The sequence below is a fragment of the Micromonospora sp. NPDC049523 genome (assembly GCF_040676775.1).
Lineage (GTDB): Bacteria > Actinomycetota > Actinomycetes > Mycobacteriales > Micromonosporaceae > Micromonospora_G.
This window is the reverse complement of record NZ_JBFAPP010000003.1, coordinates 13,381-31,683: the sequence shown is the minus strand read 5'-3', so window position 1 is coordinate 31,683 and position 18,303 is coordinate 13,381. Positions and strand designations below refer to the sequence as shown.

12 protein-coding genes are annotated in these 18,303 nt (G+C 72.8%); 5 read left to right on the top strand and 7 right to left on the bottom strand.

Annotated elements, in window-relative coordinates; all coding sequences use genetic code 11:
* The first annotated feature begins 110 nt into the window (after positions 1-110).
* The 3 genes from AB0J90_RS04855 to AB0J90_RS04845 all read left to right on the top strand — a co-directional run bounded on the left by AB0J90_RS04855 (position 111) and on the right by AB0J90_RS04845 (position 7,833).
* Positions 111-1,538, top strand: a complete 1,428-nt coding sequence (locus AB0J90_RS04855) for a UDP-glucose/GDP-mannose dehydrogenase family protein (RefSeq protein ID WP_326560917.1) — start codon at positions 111-113, stop codon at positions 1,536-1,538.
* Positions 1,539-1,704: 166 nt separating this feature from the next.
* Positions 1,705-6,879 carry a permease gene (locus AB0J90_RS04850; RefSeq protein ID WP_363592237.1) on the top strand — a complete coding sequence of 1,725 codons (5,175 nt, stop codon included), beginning with the start codon at positions 1,705-1,707 and terminating at the stop codon, positions 6,877-6,879.
* 120 nt (positions 6,880-6,999) lie between these two features.
* Positions 7,000-7,833 carry an alpha/beta hydrolase gene (locus AB0J90_RS04845; RefSeq protein ID WP_363592235.1) on the top strand — a complete coding sequence of 278 codons (834 nt, stop codon included), beginning with the start codon at positions 7,000-7,002 and terminating at the stop codon, positions 7,831-7,833.
* A gap of 57 nt (positions 7,834-7,890) precedes the next feature.
* On the opposite strand, the gene purE is transcribed toward AB0J90_RS04845, so the two are convergent.
* The 6 genes from purE to mca form a co-directional block, all read right to left on the bottom strand.
* Entirely contained in the window at positions 7,891-8,403 is a 513-nt protein-coding gene (purE, locus tag AB0J90_RS04840; RefSeq protein WP_363592233.1) for a 5-(carboxyamino)imidazole ribonucleotide mutase, read from the bottom strand.
* Positions 8,400-9,572, bottom strand: coding sequence for a 5-(carboxyamino)imidazole ribonucleotide synthase (locus tag AB0J90_RS04835; protein ID WP_363592231.1), 1,173 nt, complete (start codon positions 9,570-9,572; stop codon positions 8,400-8,402). The genes purE and AB0J90_RS04835 overlap by 4 nt, the downstream gene beginning before the upstream one ends.
* A gap of 75 nt (positions 9,573-9,647) precedes the next feature.
* A complete protein-coding gene (locus tag AB0J90_RS04830; protein ID WP_363592229.1) occupies positions 9,648-11,642 on the bottom strand; it encodes a thioredoxin domain-containing protein in 1,995 nt (664 codons plus the stop codon).
* A gap of 50 nt (positions 11,643-11,692) precedes the next feature.
* A complete protein-coding gene (locus AB0J90_RS04825) occupies positions 11,693-14,236 on the bottom strand; it encodes a bifunctional diguanylate cyclase/phosphodiesterase (RefSeq protein ID WP_363592935.1) in 2,544 nt (847 codons plus the stop codon).
* 253 nt (positions 14,237-14,489) lie between these two features.
* Positions 14,490-14,795: a hypothetical protein gene (locus AB0J90_RS04820; RefSeq protein WP_363592227.1), complete on the bottom strand. Its 306-nt coding sequence runs from the start codon at positions 14,793-14,795 to the stop codon at positions 14,490-14,492.
* 51 nt (positions 14,796-14,846) lie between these two features.
* Complete coding sequence (gene mca / locus AB0J90_RS04815; protein ID WP_363592225.1) at positions 14,847-15,728, bottom strand: mycothiol conjugate amidase Mca; 882 nt, start codon at positions 15,726-15,728, stop codon at positions 14,847-14,849.
* 143 nt (positions 15,729-15,871) lie between these two features.
* Between mca and AB0J90_RS04810 the strand changes: the two genes are divergently transcribed.
* Together AB0J90_RS04810 and greA are read left to right on the top strand one after the other, a co-directional pair.
* A complete protein-coding gene (locus tag AB0J90_RS04810; protein ID WP_363592933.1) occupies positions 15,872-16,306 on the top strand; it encodes a DUF4307 domain-containing protein in 435 nt (144 codons plus the stop codon).
* 180 nt (positions 16,307-16,486) lie between these two features.
* The gene (gene greA, locus AB0J90_RS04805) at positions 16,487-16,987 is read left to right on the top strand and encodes a transcription elongation factor GreA (RefSeq protein WP_363592223.1); all 501 of its coding nucleotides are present in this window, start codon (positions 16,487-16,489) and stop codon (positions 16,985-16,987) included.
* 84 nt (positions 16,988-17,071) lie between these two features.
* Here the strand turns inward: greA and ilvA are convergent, their stop codons facing one another.
* Complete coding sequence (ilvA, locus tag AB0J90_RS04800; RefSeq protein ID WP_363592221.1) at positions 17,072-18,295, bottom strand: threonine ammonia-lyase; 1,224 nt, start codon at positions 18,293-18,295, stop codon at positions 17,072-17,074.
* Positions 18,296-18,303: the final 8 nt, after the last annotated feature.

Sequence of the window (18,303 nt, the reverse complement as noted above, 5' to 3'; positions counted from 1 at the left end):
GCACGGAAAAAGTAGTACCAACTGATTTGTCCCAATTGGCGTCGTGGTGACGCCGCCCTGCCCACCGCGACGCAAGGAAGCGCCGCCCAGTGCGAGCGGAGAGAAAAGGCGTGACAATCCCGTACCCGAGCACACAACCCAAGCCGGCAATCGTCGCGGTGAGCCCTCCATCCGGCGCGGCGCGGCCGCGGCTGACCTTCCTCGGCACCGGCTACCTGGGTGCGACGTACGCCATCTGCTTCGCCGAACTCGGCTATGACGTGATCGGGTTCGACGTCGACGCGGAAAAGATCGCCAAGCTCTCGGGCGGCGAGGTGCCGTTCCACGAGCCCGGCCTGGACGAGCTGCTGCGGCGCAACCTGGCCGCCGGCCGGCTCCGGTTCAGCACCTCCTACCAGGAGACCGCGGACTTCGGCGACGTCCACTTCATCTGCGTCGGCACCCCGCAACGGGCCGACGGCATGGGCGCCGACCTGTCGTACGTCGAGACCTCCGTCACCGGACTCGCCCAGCACCTGACCCGCAAGGCGCTGATCGTCGGCAAGTCGACCGTCCCGGTCGGCACCGCCGAGTGGATCGAGCAGCTGGTCGGCAAGCACATCCCGGCCGACCTTGGTGTCGAGGTCGCCTGGAGCCCCGAGTTCCTCCAGGAGGGCTTCGCCGTCGAGGACGTGCTCCGCCCCAACCGGATCGTCGTCGGGGTCAAGAGCGAGTGGGCAAACGGCATGCTCTACGCCGCCCACAAGGGCGTCTTCGACCTGGCCGCCACCGAGGACCGCGAGGTTCCGCTGGTGGTCACCGACTTCGCCACCGCCGAACTGGTCAAGGTCGCGGCCAACGCCTTCCTCGCCACCAAGATCTCGTTCATCAACGCGATGGCCGAGGTCTGCGAGGTCGCCGGTGGCGACGTCACCCAGCTCGCCCGCGCGATCGGCTACGACCCGCGCATCGGCAACCGGTTCCTCCAGGCCGGCGTCGGCTTCGGCGGCGGCTGCCTGCCCAAGGACATCCGGGCGTTCCAGGCCCGCGCCCAGGAGCTGGGTGCCGGCGAGGCGCTCCGGTTCCTGCACGAGGTCGACCTGATCAACCTGCGGCGGCGTACCCGGGTGTTGCAGCTGTCCGCCGAACTGCTCGGCCGCCGCTACGGCCCGGCCGGTCCCGACCTGTCCGGCACCCGGATCGCGGTCCTCGGCGCCACCTTCAAGCCCAACTCCGACGACGTCCGCGACGCGCCGTCGCTGGCGGTCGCGGCACTGCTCGCCAAGGCCGGCGCCGACGTGCGGATCTTCGACCCCGAGGGGATGGAGAACGCCCGCCGGGCGCAGCCCGACCTGAACTACGAGGCCAGCATGAACGACGCCGTCACCGGCGCCGACCTGGTCTGCGTGCTCACCGAGTGGGCCGACTTCCGCAACGCCGACCCGGTCGCCCTCGGTGAACTCGCCGCCGGTCGCCGGGTGGTCGACGGCCGCAACTGCCTCGACTCCGGACTGTGGACCCAGGCCGGCTGGGAATACCGAGGCATGGGTCGCCCCTGACCCGGCAGCACTCCCGGACGTGAATTACCCGGCCGGTCACGGATCCATCCCGGATCCGTGACCGGCTTTTTCCGATCTCCCACCGGCGAGGGTCTGTTCAACGGTTGCCTGCTTTCGGCATGCTTCCAGTTGAGTCCACATTGCTGGCCCCGGCTCGGGAGGTTGCATGAGTACGTACCGGTGCTCTTCGTGCGGCCGGGAGATCGAAGCCGCACCCCGCTGCCCGCACTGCGGGGCCGAGCAGGGCCAGTGGGCCGACGACCTGGCCCGGATCGAACGATCCATCGCCGAGATCAAGATGCGGGACGCGGCCATCGCCAGCGAGCAGCGCCAACTCGCCGCCAAGATGCAGGCCGCGCTGTTCCAGCGGGACATCCTCACCCACGCCAACGACGAACGACTCAAACAGGCGACCAAGCCCCGGCGGGTGCTGCGCCGCCGCGCCGGGCGACGCCCCCCGACCGCCGAACCGGGTCTGCCACCACCGCCCCGGGTGCCCCGCTCCGCCCCGAGCGGCGGCGAAGCCCCACCGCCACCGCCCCCGCCGCCACCACCACCACGTACCGCACCGGCCGGGATCCGCCGTCCCACAGGCCGCCCCGGCGCCACGCCGCCGCCGGCCAACCAGCCGGAAGCCTCCTCGCGTGAGGTGCAGAACATCCTGCTCGGCCTCGGCGCGCTGCTGCTCGGCGTCGCCGCGGTCGCCTTCGCCGCGGTCGCGATCAGCTCCCAGAACGACTTCAGCCGGGTGGCGATCCTGCTCACCGCGACCGCGCTGATGCTGATCGCACCGCCGGTGGTGGCCCGGCGCGGGCTCACCGCCACGGCCGAGACGATCGCCGCCGTCGGCCTGCTCCTGGTGCCGCTCAACGGGTACGCCGTCTGGGCCATCGACGCGGTCTGGACCAGTGGCCTGTCCGGCAGCGTCTTCGCCGGCCTGACCTGCCTGGTCACTGCCGGCGTCGGCTGGCTGTACGGCAGCATGACCGGCCTGCACGTCGGCCGGTACGCGACCGTGATCGCCGGACAGCCCGTACTGCCCCTGCTCGCGTACGAGTGGATCAACGGGGCGACCGGGTGGGCCCTGGTACTCGCCGCGGTTGCCGCGATCGACCTGATCCTGGCCCGGGTGTTCACCCGCGACGGCCGCCTGGTGGCGCCGCCGCCCCCGGCACAGCGGCGGCCCGGTGCCTCCCGGACCGGTCCCGCGCCCGTCGACGACGCCCCGGGCACCGGCGACCCGCAGCGGCGTACCGACGACGACGGCGACGGTGGGCTGGACCGGCCGGAGTCCGCACCGGAAGAGGCGGACGCCGTACTCATCGTGCCCGGCTCGCAGCGGGACGGGCGGACCGGCCGTACGCCCCGCGAGCCGCAGCAACCGGACCCGCCGCGCCCCGCCCGTACCGCCGCCTCCTGGACCGCCACCGCCGTGCCGAGCACACCGTGGCTGCGCGAACTGACCTGGGCGCTGCACGGCCTGGCCGTCGGCGGCGCCCTGCTCTACGCGGTGGTCGCCCTGGTCGGCACCGAGACCGTGCCGGGCGCCTTCCGCGCCGGTGTGGTGCTGGTGCTGGCCGCCGCGATCGGCCTGGCCGGTGCGCTGATGATCGGCCGGGCGCCGCTGCCCGCGCTCGCCGCCGGCATCCTGACCCTCGCGGTGATCGGCGCGGCCGGCCGGATCGCCGCCGTCGCGCTACCCGGCCGGGCACTGCTCCTCATCGCCCTCGTCGTCGCCCTCACCGGCCTCGGTGTACGCGCCGTGCCGGCGGCGGCCCGACGCGGGCCCCAACTCGCCTCGGCGGTCGCACTGGTGGTCATCGGTGTGGTCGTCGCCGGTGGCGCGCTGCGCGCGGCGCTGGCACCGATCCAGGCCGCCCTGCCGGTGTGGCGAGCCGACCTCGACGACTACTCGGCGACCCTCGCGGACACCGTCGGCCCGGCCGCCTGGCAGCTCGCCGCGACCGCCTTCCTGCTCACCATCGCCGCGGTGCTCGCGCTCCCCTCCGAGGTACGCCGCGAGTTCGCGGTCACCGGCGCCGCGCTGACCGCACTGGCCGCCCCGGCCTCGCTCGGACTGCCCTGGATGGCCGCACCGTGGCCACCGGTCCTCGTCGCCATCGGCATCGGTGTCGTCGGCCTCACCGCCGACACCCGCCGGGCCGCGCTCGCCCATACCTGCGCGGCGGCGGTGCTCGGGCTGGCCGGGGCCGGAGCGGCGGCGGCCCGGCCCAGCCTCACCGCGGCGGTGCTGTTCACCCTGGCCGTCGCCGGGCTGCTGATCAGCCTGGCGCCGCGCCTGCCCGCCATCTCACTCGGCGAATCGGCCCAACTGGTCACCGCATGGGCCGCGGGTGGAGCCGCGTTCGCCCTGCCCGGAGCGGTCGCCGCGTTTGTCGCCGCGACCGTACCGGTCGACCCGACGCCGACCGCGATGTCCCTGCGCGACGCCACCGAGCCGGTGCTCGCGGCCAGCTACCTGGCCGTCTGCGCGACCCTCGGGTACGCCGCCATCGCCCAGGTCTCGCAACGTCACATCAGCCTGCCGCTGACCCTCGGCACCGGCTTCGGCGCGCTCGCCGTCACCGCCGCCGCGTTCGGCGCACCCGGCGCCACGGTCGCCGACGCGTGGGTCGGCGCGCTGCTCATGGTCGCCGCGGTACTGCTCTTCCTCGCCCCGTCGATCGACTCCGGGCGGCGCGCCGACCGGCTGCTCGACGGCTCCGACTTCGCCGCCGCCGCCGCGACCGCCGGCCTGGTCGGCGCACTCGCCCGGATCGCCGGCATCCTCGCCCCCGGCGCCGAACTGGCCGCCGCCGCCGGGCTCGTCCTGGTCGTCGCGGTCGGCGTACGCGCGCTGCCGGAGGACTGGCGCCGCGGCCCGATCCTCGGCGTCGCGCTCAGCGGTGGCGTGATCGCCCTCATCGCCGGCTACACCGCGCTCAGCGGTGGGCTGCGGGTGCTGGCGACCCCGGGCCGGATCTGGGCCGCCGACCTCGACGCGTGGCCGATGGGCAGCACCGGCGGCAGCGCCTGGCAGGCCCCGATCGCGCTGGTCCTGCTCGCGGCCGCGGCCGCCGCCGCGCTGCCCCGACCGTGGAAGTACGACATCGCCGGTGTCTGCGTCGGGCTCGCCACCATCGGCACCCCGGCCGCCCTCGGCCTGCCCTGGTGGTCCCCGATCGTCGTCGGTGGGGCCGTGGCGATCGCGTACGGGATGGCCGCCGCCGCTGCCGCCGACCCCCGCGCCGGTCTGACCCGGGCCACCGTCGCCGCCGTGGTGGCCCTGCACGCGGTCGGAGCCAGCCTGGTCCGGCCCTGGACCACGGCAGCCGCCCTCGGGGTGATCGCCCTGGTCGGGCTCGTGGTGGCGGTGCTCGCCCGGGTCGTCGGCAACTACTCCACCGCGCCCGACACCGCCCGTACGGACCCCGACGACCCGGACGACGACGACCTCGGGTACGACGAAACCGACCGTCATCCCGACCGACGCGCCGAACCCGTCGACGACATGCCGCCGCACCTCGGCCAGATCGGCGGCGCCGCGACCGGTGGCGCGCTGCTCGCCCTGCCCGGAGCGTTCGCCGCCCTGGCCGCCGCCCTCGGCTCCCCGGCCGAGATCGTGCTGACCAGCGCCCTGGCCGCGTCGAGCCTGGGCGTCGCCCTGCTCACCCTCGCCCGCCGGTGGGTGCCGCGCTACCTGCCGTACGCGACCCTCGGTGTGGTCGGCGGGGCGACCATCACCGCCTGCGCCTCCATCCCGACCGACCTGCCCACCGGCGTCTACGCCGCCGCGGCCGCGCTGCTCGGCGTACTCGCCGAACTGGCCCGGTCGGCGACCCCGCCGCCCGGTTCCGGGATCCGGCCGATCCGGCGCTGGTCGGTGATGCTCGGCGGCACCGTACGCCGGATGCCGGACCAACCGCGCGGGCGCTGGGCGATCAGCCCGGCGGTGGGGGCGATGGCCGCCGCCGTACTGCCGACCCTGGTTGCCGTGGCGACCCTGGGACCGGTGCTGGTCGCCGCGCTGGTGGAGCCGTACCAGGTGCTCTACGGGATCTGGGACGGGGCGCCGGAGACGATCGCGAACCCGACCGGCAGCGCGGTCGACCCCACCCACGTACTCGCCGCGCTGCTGCTGACCGTCGCGGCGGCACTGGCCGCCACCGGCTTCACCGGTGGCCGACCCGCCCGTGCCATCCCGGTCGTCCTGCCCGGAGCGGCGATCACCGTGCTGATCGCGCCGATCTCGATCGGGCTGGGCTGGCCGAACAGCACCATGGCCGCGCTCGCCGTCTTCACCATCGCGATGCTCGGGCTGGCGCTCACCCCGCCGCCACCGGACGTGGAACGGGCCCGGTCGCTGCGACTCGCCCGGATCCTGGTCTTCGCCATCGGGCTGGCGGCCGGCGGTGCGGGGCTGGCCGGTGCCCTGGCAACCCGCGAACTGACCCTGTTCACGCTGGGTGCCGCGGTTGCCGTCGGTGCGATCGCCGCGTTCGCCGGCCGGACCCAGGCGGCCAGGATCCTCGGCTGGCTGTTCGCCTCGGTGATGGCCCAGCTCTTCGTCTTCACCGTCGGGCTGGTCGCCGGGCTGGACCCGGTCTGGTCCGCGTTCGGCGTACTCGCGGTCGGTGCGGCGCTGCTGCTGCTCGCCGCGACCCTGCCCCGGCTGCGCCAACCCGAGTCGCTGCGCGAGGCCGCCACGGTCGAGTGGACCGGGTACGGAGCCGCGCTCATCGCCGGGGCACTGGCCTTCGACTCGCCCCGGCACATCGCCGCCCTGCTCGCCGCCTGGGGTGCCGTACTCGGGGTGGCCGCCACCCGTCCGGGACGGCGGGTGATCGCCCGGCGGATCCTGTTCTGGGCCGCGGTGGCGTGCGAGATCAGCGCCTGGTGGTTGCTGATGAGCGTCGCCGACGTGGCCCTGCCGGAGGCGTACACACTGCCGTTCGCGGCGCTCGCGCTGCTGGTCGGCATCCTGGAGTTGCGCCAGCGCCCCGACCTGAGCAGTTGGGTCGCGTACGGGCCCGCCCTGGTCGCCGCGTTCCTGCCCACACTGGTGATCGTGCTGGGCAGCGAGGGCGGCGACCTGCGCCAGATCCTGTTGCTGCTCGGCGGTGTCGCGGTACTGATCTTCGGCTCGTGGCGGCGGCAGCAGGCGCCGGTGATCATCGGTGCGGCGGTGACTGTCGTCGCCACCCTGCACCTGCTGACGGTCTTCGGGCCGTGGCTGGTGCTGATCCCGGTCGGCATCGTGCTGCTGGTGCTCGGCGCGAGCAACGAACGGCGTACGCAGGCCCAGGAACGCCTCCGGGGTGCCCTGCGCGGCATGCGTTGACCGACCAGGCTCGGCGGGTTACCGCTGCCGTGCTCTCCTGAATTACGCCTGGTTCACGTTGCCGACGGGCGGGTAGGTCGTTCGTTCAGATGTGGACGCCGCCGTGACCAGGAGGACCCGATGAGCTCGACCTCGACCGTTCCCACCACCGCCCGGACCCTCGAAATCCCCGGCGCCCGGCTCTACTACGAGGTACGCGGTGAGGGCCCACTGGTGGCGCTCGTCGGCGCCCCGATGGACGCCACGTCGTTCGCGCCGCTGGCCGACCTGCTGGCCGCCGAGCACACCGTGCTCACCACCGACCCGCGAGGGGTCAAACGCAGCGTGCTGGACGACCCGGAGCAGGAGTCGACGCCGCAGTTGCGCGCCGACGACCTCTCCCTGCTGCTCGCCCACCTCAACGCCGGCCCGGCCACGGTGCTCGGCTCCAGCGGCGGCGCCGTGACCGCGCTCGCCCTCGCCGAGGCGTACCCCGAGTTGGTGCGCACCGTGGTCGCCCACGAAGCGCCGCTGATCGAGCTGCTGCCGGACCGCGAGCAACTGCACGCCCAGACCGAGGACATCATCGCCACCCACCTGGCCGGGGACGTCCGCGGGGCCTGGGCGAAGTTCCTCGACCAGGCGAACATCGACATGCCGGAGGAGATGTTCGAGACGGTCTTCGGCGGCAAGCGCGAACCGCAGCAGGCCGCCGACGAGTATTTCTGGTTCGCGCACGAGTTGCGCGGGACCACCCACTGGCGGCCCGATCTCGCCGCCCTGCGCTCGTCGGGGGTCGGGATCGTGGTCGGCATCGGCGAGGGCTCCACCGACCAGATCTGCGACCGTACGTCGCGTGCGCTGGCCACGGCGCTCGGCATCGAGCCGACCATCTTCCCCGGTGACCACCTCGGCTTCGTCGAGGAGGCCGACGCGTTCGTCGTACGGCTGCGCGAGGTGCTGGGCGAGAGCTGACCGAACCGCCCAGGTCGCGACTACGCGAAGAGGAGCGTACGGCTGGCGGTGACCCGCTCAGCCGGCGAGGCTGGCCTGGAGGGCCTTTTCCTTCTGCTCGACCAGTGCCTCCAGCGACTCCTGGAACGCACTCACCTTGGCCAGCAACGCGTCGTCGCCGGTGGCGAGGATGCGTACGGCGAGCAGCCCGGCGTTGCGGGCGTTGCCGATCGAGACCGTGGCGACCGGGATACCGGCTGGCATCTGCACGATCGAGTAGAGCGAGTCGACGCCGTCCAGGTGCTTGAGCGGCACCGGCACACCGATCACCGGCAGCGGGGTCACCGAGGCGACCATGCCCGGCAGGGCGGCCGCGCCACCCGCGCCCGCGATGATCACCTTGAGGCCACGTCCGGCGGCCTGCTGGCCGTACTCGATCATCTTGACCGGCGTACGGTGCGCCGAGACGATCCGTACCTCGTAGCCGATCCCGAACTCGTCCAGGACCTCGGCGGCGGCCTTCATGGTGGGCCAGTCCGAGTCACTGCCCATGATCAGGCCAACCCGGGTCGCTGCTCGCGCAGCCGTCATCGCCCCTCCTGGAGCCACTGTGCGGCGCGCGCGGCGCGGGCGCGTACCTGTTCGAGATCGTCACCGAGGACCGTGACGTGGCCGATCTTCCGGCCGGGACGGACCTGCTTGCCGTAGAGGTGCACCTTGGCGCCGGGATCGGTGGCGAAGAGGTGGTGCAGCCGCTCGTCGATCGAGATGCCGCCCTCGACCCCGCCGAGCACGTTGGCCATCACCACCACCGGTGCGGTCAGCGCGGTGTCACCCATCGGGTAGTCGAGCACCGCCCGCAGGTGCTGCTCGAACTGCGAGGTCCTGGCCCCCTCGATGGTCCAGTGCCCCGAGTTGTGCGGCCGCATGGCCAGCTCGTTGACCACCAGCGCCGGACCCCCGTCCGGGCCGGCGACCTCGAAGAGTTCGACCGCGAGCAGGCCGACCACGTCGAGCGTGGTCGCGATGTCGATGGCCAGTTGCTGGGCGGCCAGGGCCAGCGGCTCCGGCAGGTCCGGGGCCGGGGCGATCACCTCGACGCAGATACCGTCCCGCTGCACGGTCTCCACCACCGGGTACGCCGCGACCTGCCCGAACGGCGACCGGGCCACCTGTACGGCCAGCTCCCGACGCAGCGCCACCCGCTCTTCCATGATCAGCGGGGTGCCGCCGTCGAGCAGCTTCGTCACCAGGGCGGGCCCGTCGGTGGCGTCCGCCACCACCCAGACCCCACGGCCGTCGTAGCCGCCCCGGGCCGCCTTCAGCACCACCGGCCAGCCGACCTCGTCACCGAACCCGGTCAGGTCGGCGGGCTCGGTCACCGGCCGCCAGCGCGGTACGGGCGCGCCGAGCGCGCTCAGCCGCTCCCGCATCGCGTGCTTGTCCTGCGCGTAGAGCAGGGCGTCGGCCGACGGGTAGAGCTTCACGTCCTCGGCGGCGAGCGCGCGGATGTGTTCGCTCGGCACGTGCTCGTGGTCGAAGGTGACCACGTCGCAGCCCTTGGCGAAGATCCGCAGCGCGGAGAGGTCGGTGTGGTCGCCGTACCGGACGTCGGCGGCGACCAGCGCGGCACCGTCCTCCGGGGTGAGCGCCAGCACACGCAGCGACTGGCCGAGGGCGATCGCGGCCTGGTGGGTCATCCGGGCGAGCTGACCGCCCCCCACCATGCCGACAACGGGCAGACCGGTTCGGGAATCCATAACGCCGGCAAGCCTAGCGGGCGGTCCCGCCAGCGACCGCCGCACCCGGCGCCCAGGTGCGGCGGCGCACGTCGGTCACCGCCGGGAAAGCTGGGCGACAAGGTCCTCGACGGTACGAACAGGTCGATCGCAGACAAAACCCCGGCAGACGTACGCGGTGGAGCCGCCGTCCAGCATCGGCCGGTCCGCCAGCAGCGGCACCCCCTCCTGGTCCGGAGCCCCCGCGACAACCACCGCCCCCGGCGGTGCGTGCCGACGGGCGGCGGCCACCAGCGGGTCACCGACCGGGTCGGCGGTGACGACCGCCACCTCGTACGGCCCGGAGAGCAGCGCCTCACCACTGGTGGCGGCGTACCCGGTGAAGCGGGCGTGCCGGGCCACGATCGGTGCCACCGTGGCCAGCGCCGCCTCGGCCACCTCCCGGTAGCGCGGCTCACCGGTCAACGCCGAGTACGCCACCAGCCCCGCCACCACCGCCGACAGGCCGGAAGGGGTGGCGTTGTCGGTCGGATCGGCCGGGCGGGCGATCAACTGCTCCGCGTCGTCGGCGGTGTCGTAGAAGCCGCCCTGCCCGGTCGCGAAACGGGTGAGCGCCACGTCCAGCAGCTCCCCAGCCAGCGTCAGCCAGCGGCCCTCGCCGGTGAGCTGGTGCACCGCGCAGAACGCCTCCGCCACCGCGCCGTAGTCCTCCAGCACCCCGGCCGGCTCACCGACCTTGCCGTCCCGGGACACCCGGCGCAGCCGCCCGTCGACGATGTGCCGCCCCGCCAGCACCTCGGCGATGTCCACCGCCGCCGCGGCGGTCACCGGGTCGCCGGTCAGGGTCGCGTACTCGACCAGGGCGGTGACGGCCAGCCCGTTCCAGGCGGCCACCACCTTGTCGTCCCGGGCCGGCTGGGGACGCAGGTCGCGTACGGCCCGCAGCTCGGTGCGTACGCGCTGCCAGCGGTCGGCCACCTCGGGGTCGACGTCGTCGACGTCGCGGCCGAGTTCCAGCACGCTGGTGCCGTGTTCGAAGGTTCCCGCCTCGGTGACCGTGAACAGGTCGGCGGCGAAGCGGCCGTCGTCGGTGCCGAGCGCCTCGACGAGCTGGGCCGGGGTCCAGGCGTACGTGGCGCCCTCGACGCCCCCGGTGTCCGCGTCCAGGGCGGACGCCAGCCCGCCGGCGGGGGTGCCGAGATCGTTCAGCAGGAACGCGGCGGTCTCCCCCGCCACCCGCTGGGCCAGCCGGTCCCCGGTGAGCCGCCAGAGCTGGGTGTAGACCCGCAGCAGCAGGGCGTTGTCGTAGAGCATCTTCTCGAAGTGCGGCACGGTCCAGTGCGCGTCGACCGAGTAGCGGGCGAAACCACCGGCCAACTGGTCGTAGATGCCGCCCCGGGCCATCGCCTCGGCGGTGTGCCGGACGATCTCCAGGGTGCGCTCGGAACCGGTGCGCTGGTAGTGCCGGAGCTGGAACAGCAGGTTCATGTGCGGCGGGAACTTCGGGGCGCCACCGAACCCGCCGTTGACGGAGTCGTACTCCCGGCCGAGCTGTTCCGCGGCGGCGTCGAGCAGTTCGGCGGTGAGCGGGGCGGTCGGACCGCCGACGGCCTGCGCGCCGCCGATCGCCTCGACCACCGCGGCGCCCTGCCGCAGTACCGCCTCGCGCTGGTCCCGCCACGCGGTGGTGACCGACTCCAGCAACCGGACGAAGTTGACCCTCGGGAAGTACGTGCCGCAGAAGAACGGCGTGCCGTCCGGCGCGGCGAGTACGGTCATCGGCCAGCCGCCCTGCCCGGTCATCGCCTGGGTGGCGGTCATGTAGACCGCGTCTACGTCCGGCCGTTCCTCCCGGTCCACTTTGATCGACACGAAGTTGTCGTTGAGCAGCTTCCCGACCGCTGGGTCCTCGAACGACTCGTGCGCCATCACGTGGCACCAGTGGCAGGCCGCGTACCCCACCGAGATCAGCACGGGTACGTCGCGCCGCCTCGCCTCGGCGAACGCCTCGTCGGACCACGGCCACCAGTCGACCGGGTTCTCCGCGTGCTGGAGCAGGTACGGGCTGGTCGCGCTCGCCAGTCGATTCACCCGACGACCATATCCAGCGGCGGCCGGCGGCGGGCGGGTGTCCCCCGGCTCTAGGACGCGCCGTCGGCGTGCAGGGGGAAGATCCGGGCCTGTTGGGAGTTGTCGAGCTGGGTCTGCAACACCGTGACGATCTTGTCCGAGCCCATCGGCCGGAAGAAGTGGTAACCCTGGGCCGCGGTGCAGCCCAGCTCGGCCAGAGCGGCCCGCTGGTCGGCGGTCTCCACACCCTCGGCAACCACCCGCAGGCCCAGTTCGCGGCCCAACCCGACGGTGGACCGGACGATCGCCGCCGCCTCCGGCGAGTCGGCCATCGCCATCACGAAGGACCGGTCCACCTTGAGCTCGTCGACCGGGATGCGGGTCAGGAAGGTGAGCGAGGAAAAGCCGGTGCCGAAGTCGTCCACGGCGAGCTGGATCCCCATCGCCCGCAGTTCGGAGAGCACCTCGTCGATCACGCCCAGCTCGCTCATCACCACCGTCTCGGTGATCTCCAGGACCAGCCGGTGCGCCGGAACCTGGTGCCGGCGCAGCGACTCGGCCACCTCCGACGGGAGCCGGGGGTCGAGCAGGCTGCGCGCGGAGAGGTTGATCGAGATGGGTACGTCGAGTCCGTGCCGGGCCCAGTCGGCGGCCACCGCGAGGGCCTTGTCGACCACGTACCGGGTGAACGGGCCGAGCAGTTCGCTGCCCTCGATGGTCCGGACGAAGTCGACCGGGCCGAGCCGGCCCCGACGCGGGTGCCGCCAGCGGATCAGCGCCTCCACCCCGGTCGGCGCGCCGGTGGCGAGGTCGACCGCGGGCTGGAGGGCGAGCATGAGCTGGTCGTCGGCGGCGAGCGCCTCGCGTAGTTCGGCGAGGAGCGCGAGCTGGTCGGTGCTGGCCGCGTCCTGGCTGCTGTCGTAGCTGGCGACACTGCCGCCGCCCGCCTTGGCCTGGTACATCGCGATGTCCGCCCGGCGCAGCAGTTCGGTCATGTCGGCGGTGCCCGCCCCGGCCACCACCACACCGACCGACGCCTCGACCGACATCCGTACGCCGGCCACCTCGGTCGGTGCGGCCAGTTCCTCCACGATCTCGCGGGCCCGGCGCAGCGGGTACGGCAGCGAGGCGGGCCATTCGCCGAAGACGCTGAGTTCGGTGGCGACCGGCAGTTGCAGCGCCGGTACGGCGGGCGTCGGCAGTGGGGTGGCCGGCAGCGAGGTGACGAGCAGGGCGAACTCGTCGCCACCGAGCCGACCGAGCACCTCGCCGTCGCGGCGCAGCTCCTGCAGCCGGCGGGCGGTCACCTGGAGCAACTCGTCCCCGGCGGCGTGTCCCAGGGTGTCGTTGACCTCTTTGAAGTTGTTGATGTCGAGCAGGAGCAGCGCTACCGGGTGGTCGTGTCCGAGCCGGTGCAGCGCGAGGTCGCCCTTGCTCAGCATCGCGGCACGGTTGACCAGTTTGGTCAGTGGGTCGTGCACCGCCTCGTACGACGACTGGGCCGCCATGATCCGCAGTTCCTGGTGGGTGGCGGCGTCGTGCAGCGCGGCGGCCAGGGCGTCGGCGAACGCGGACAGCACGTCCCGGTCGCGCTCGCCGGGCTGCACCGAGCGGGGGAACCGTACCCGGAGTTCGCCGACCGGTTTGGCGCCCACCTCCAGGGTGCGGGACAGCAGGTGGGGGCCGCTCTCCGGTTCCGGTGGTGTCACCAGGTCCAGGTCGGCGACCGGCTCGCCGCCACCGCCGCGGTAGCGCCGCCAACGGCCGCCGCTGCGGGCGACGTGGAGGTCCACCCGGTCCGCGCCGAACACGGCGAGTGCGCCCTGCACCCCGGCGGTCGCCACGCCGCGTTCGTCGAGCTGGTTCAGCGCGCCGGTGGCCTCGGCAAAGGCCCGCCAGGTACGCCGCTCGTCGTCGGTACGCAGCCGCTGGCTGTACGTCTGCTGCAACAGCCACCACAGCGGTGGCAGGAGCAGCAGCCAGCGGAGGCTGTGTTCGAGGATGGTGACGACGGCCAGGCCGACCAGCACGTTGCCGACGAACATCGGCAGCTTGCCGCGGAGCGCGCGCAGCAGCAGCGGTCCCATCGGCAGCCGGTGGCGCAGCGACATGGTGAGCGAAGCCAGCCAGCCGGTGGCGAACAGGTAGGTCAGCGAACCGAGCACGAGCGCGACGGTGAGCGCGGGTGTCAGCGGCGCACCGAGCGGCTTGCCGAGGGCGGTGGTGACGGCGGTGGCCAGCGCGACGGCGGCGGTCAGGGAGGCGGCGATGTGCACGACCTCGACGGGCGAGCGCCGATCAGGGAAGATCGACAGCAGTCCCCAGCCGAGTCCGGCCCCGACCAGGGCGCTGACCGGCAGCCAGCCGGCGGGCGCCAGGTAGAGACCGATGACGAGCGCGGCCTCGCCCCAGGTGACGTTGACGGTGCCGGAGGCGACCCGGAAGCGGAGCCGGGCCAGCTGTGCGAGCGCGAAGACGCCGGCCACGATCGCCAGTCGGCCGAGCGGGGTGACGGAGTTCAGCGGGTCGTCCGGCGGCAGGTCCGCCGGTACGGCGAGACCCACCACCGCGGCGGCGAGGGCGGCGGCGAGCACGGCTGCGGTGAGGACGAGCATCCGCCGAGGAGTTTCGGAGATGCCGACCAGGGCCGCCACCCGTGCGGCGGCCGGCCGGCCGGATGTCACGGGCCGCCTCCGCCCGCCGTCCACCGACGCGGCGCCTGCTCGGGCCGCGCACCGCCTCGGGCGTCGGGTCTGACTCTCATCGGCGCCCCCTCCCGCGCACGGTGCGGGGACTTTTGGTCCCCGGCGGAAGGCTAAGCCAAACCGGTTTGGCGCAACAGGGGGCGCCTGGCCGGTTTAGCCGTGATCATGTCGTCGAGTGACCGTTACTGCGCAGGTGGGAGGCCCTGGGAGCGTTCCCATCAGATTCCTCTGCCAAGTCCGGTTCGACGGCTCCCGGAACGGACGAATCGACCCGGCCGAGCGGTTCGTCGCCGCGCTGGTCGGGGAACCGGTCGGGCAGCCTGCGCAGTCGCGCGTTCATGTTGCGGATCAACAGAACGGTGGCGATGGCCAACACCACGATCAGGAACAGGCCCATCGGGCCGGCCAGGCCACCGGTTCGGGTGTCCCCGAAGTTGTTCGCGGCAAGCACGTCAACAGCGGTCAGCATGACTGGGATCCTTCGATAGGCGAGCTGCCACCACAGTACGCCCCGGCGAGGTCAGCGGGCACGGGCGGTCTCGCGTACTCCGGCGAACAGGTCGGATTCCGGCACCGGACTCTCCACCAACGACTTGACCAACTCGAAGTCTTCGGTCGGCCAGGCCCGCTGCTGGATCTCCATCGGCACCTGGAAGAAGAAACCGTCCGGGTCGATCTGGGTGGCGTGCGCCCGCAGCGCGTCGTCGCGTACCGGGAAGAACTCCGCGCATTCCACCCGGGTGGTGACCCGGGGCCCCTTGTCCGGGCGGTCCTCCCAGTTCTTGAGCCACTCCTCGTACGGCGACTCCCGCCCGGCCGCCAGCACCGCCTCGTGCAGCGCCATGAAGCGCGCCTTGGAGAAGCCGATGTCGTAGTAGAGCTTCAGCGGCTGCCACGCCGGCCCCAGCTCGGGGAACTGGCTGGGGTCACCGGCGGCCTCGAACGCCGCCACGCTGATCTTGTGGCACATGATGTGGTCGGGGTGCGGGTAACCGCCGTCCTCCGGGTAGGTGGTCACCACGTGCGGACGGAACTCCCGCATCAGGCGGACCAGCGAACCGGTCGCGACGGCGACGTCCTGCAGCGCGAAGCACCCCTCCGGCAGCGGCGGCAGCGGGTCCCCCTCGGGCAACCCGGAGTCGACGAAGCCCAGCCAGGCCTGCTCGACGCCGAGGATGCCCCGGGCCGCGTCCATCTCCGCCCGGCGGATCTCGCCGATGTTCGCCCAGACGTCCGGCCGGTCCAGCTTGGGGTTCAGGACGCTGCCCCGCTCACCGCCGGTGCAGGTCGCGACGAGCACGCTCACGCCCTCGGCGACGTATTTCGCCATGGTCGCCGCGCCCTTGCTCGACTCGTCGTCGGGATGCGCGTGTACGGCCATGAGACGCAGTTGCTCTGCCAACGAATTGCTCCTCGTCCGTGCTGCCGCCGAGCCCCCGCGGCTCGACCGGCTGACCTGCCGGTATCGTTCGGTAACCGTTTGCGAAGATGGACTCTGCCATTCTGGCCGATGCCACCGACAACGCCCCGCAGGAGATGTGCCCGGTGACCGAGACGAACGCCACTCGTTCTTCCGACGCGCCGGTCTTCCCCGCTGGCCGGTACGGACACCGGCGCGCGCCCCGACGTCGCCGCCCGTGGCTACGCGTACTGCTGGTGGTGGCCCTGGTGGCCGTCCTCGGACTGGCTTCCGCCCGGCTCTACCGACAGTACGGCGACCCCACCTACGACGCCCAGGTGATCACCTACACCGACATTACCGACAGCCAGTTGCGGTTGGTCTTCCGGGTGACCGTGCCGGCGGGTGGCTCGGCGATCTGTGCCGTACGGGCCCGCTCCCGCGACGGGGCCGAGGTCGCCCGCGAAGAGGTACGGGTCGACGCCCCGCCCGGCGAGCGGCAGCCGGTGGTCGAGCACCAGCTCGCCACCACCGCCAAGGCCCTGGTCGGCGAGGTACTGCGCTGCCGGGCGGCCGACTGAGCCGGGGCCGGACCAGCCCCGAACCGCCGCGCCGCGAGGCCCCTGGACACCGGCTCTGAGCCGATCGGGGCCCTTCAGTTCAGTTCGGCAATAAATCATCACCCGTCCGGTGTGTAGCGCACTGGTAACTTGGTACTTCGTTCCTGTCCGCAGCAGTCCGTTTACCCAAGGAGATCGTCTGTGTCCACGACCGACCGCGAGGCGCCCGCCACCTGGCTGTCCCAGGACGCGCACGACCGCCTGCAGGCCGAGCTCAACGAGTTGATCGCCGGCCGGCCGGTGATCGCCGCGGAGATCAACGCCCGGCGCGAAGAAGGCGATCTGCGGGAAAACGGCGGATACCACGCCGCCCGCGAGGAGCAGGGCAAGCAGGAGGGGCGCATCCGCTACCTCCAGGAACTCCTGCGTACCGCCTCCGTGGGTGAGGCGCCGACCGCCGACTCGGTCGCCCCGGGCACCGTCGTCACGATCCACTTCGACGACGACGAGGAGGACAAGGAAACCTTCCTGCTCGGCTCCCGGGAGATCGCGGCCACCACGGACCTGACGGTCTACAGCCCGGAATCCGCGCTCGGCAAGGCCATCCTCGGCACCCGCGCGGGCCAGACGGTCACATACACCGCGCCGAGCGGTGCGGACATCAAGGTCACCGTGGTCGGCTTCGAGCCGTTCGCCGGCTGACCGGTCGATCTTCCGATCGTGATTCGACCGGGGTCGGGCTCCCCGATCCCGGTCGAACCTCACCGCCCCGGGGGCCGCCGGTCCCTAGCCGGCCGCCTCGCCGAAGGCCACCTGGTAACCACTGGCCCGCAGCGCGCTGATCAACCGGTCGGAGTGCTCCGCTCCCCTGGTCTCCACCGAGAGCGCGACCTCTACCTCACCGAGCCGCAGGTGCGGGTTGTGCCGCTGGTGCACCACGTCGACCACGTTGCCCCGGTGCTCGGCGATCTGGCTGAGCAGCAGCGCGAGCTGACCCGGCCGGTCGATGCAGCGCACCGTCAGGCGCAGGTAACGCCCGGCCGCGGCGAGCCCGTGCTCGATCACCCGCAGCAGTAGCAGCGGGTCGATGTTGCCGCCGGAAACCACCGCGACCACCGGTGTCTCGACCTTCACCACGCCGGCCAGCAGCGCCGCCACCCCGGCCGCGCCGGCCGGCTCGACCACCTGCTTGCCCCGCTCCAGCAGCATCAGCAGGGCCCGGGAGATGTCCTCCTCGGAGACTGTCACCACCTCGTCGACCAGCTTGCTCACGTGGGCGAAGGTGAGATCGCCGGGGCGCCCCACGGCGATGCCGTCGGCGATGGTCGCGAACGCCGGCAGCCGGACCGGCCGCCCGGCGAGCAACGAGGGCGGGAAGGCCGCCGCGCCGGCCGCCTGCACCCCGATCACGCGTACGTCGGGGCGAAGCGCCTTCACCGCGACCGCGATCCCGGAGACCAGTCCGCCGCCACCCACCCCGGCCACGATCGTCTTCACGTCCGGGCACTGTTCCAGGATCTCCAGCGCCACGGTGCCCTGGCCGGCGATCACGTCGGGGTGGTCGAACGGGTGGATGAACACCGCCCCGGTGCGTTCGGCGAAGTCCCGGGCCGCGATCAGGGACTCGTCGACGGTGTTGCCGACCAGTTCGATCTGGGCGCCGTACCCCTTGGTCGCCGCCACCTTGGGCAGCGGCGCGCCGACGGGCATGAAGACGGTCGAGTCGATGCCGAGCAGGCCGGCGGCGAGCGCCACCCCCTGGGCGTGGTTGCCGGCGCTGGCCGCGACCACACCGCGCGCCCGCTCCTCCTGCGACAACCGGGCGATCCGCACGTACGCACCGCGCACCTTGTACGACCCGGCCCGCTGAAGGTGCTCGCACTTGAGCCAGGCCGTCCCGCCGAGCGCGGCGCTGAGCGGCCGGGACGGCTCCAACGGGGTGGTACGGGTGATGCCGGCGAGCAGTTCCCGCGCGGCGTGCACGTCGGCGAGGCCGACCAGGTCCGTCATGTCCAGAT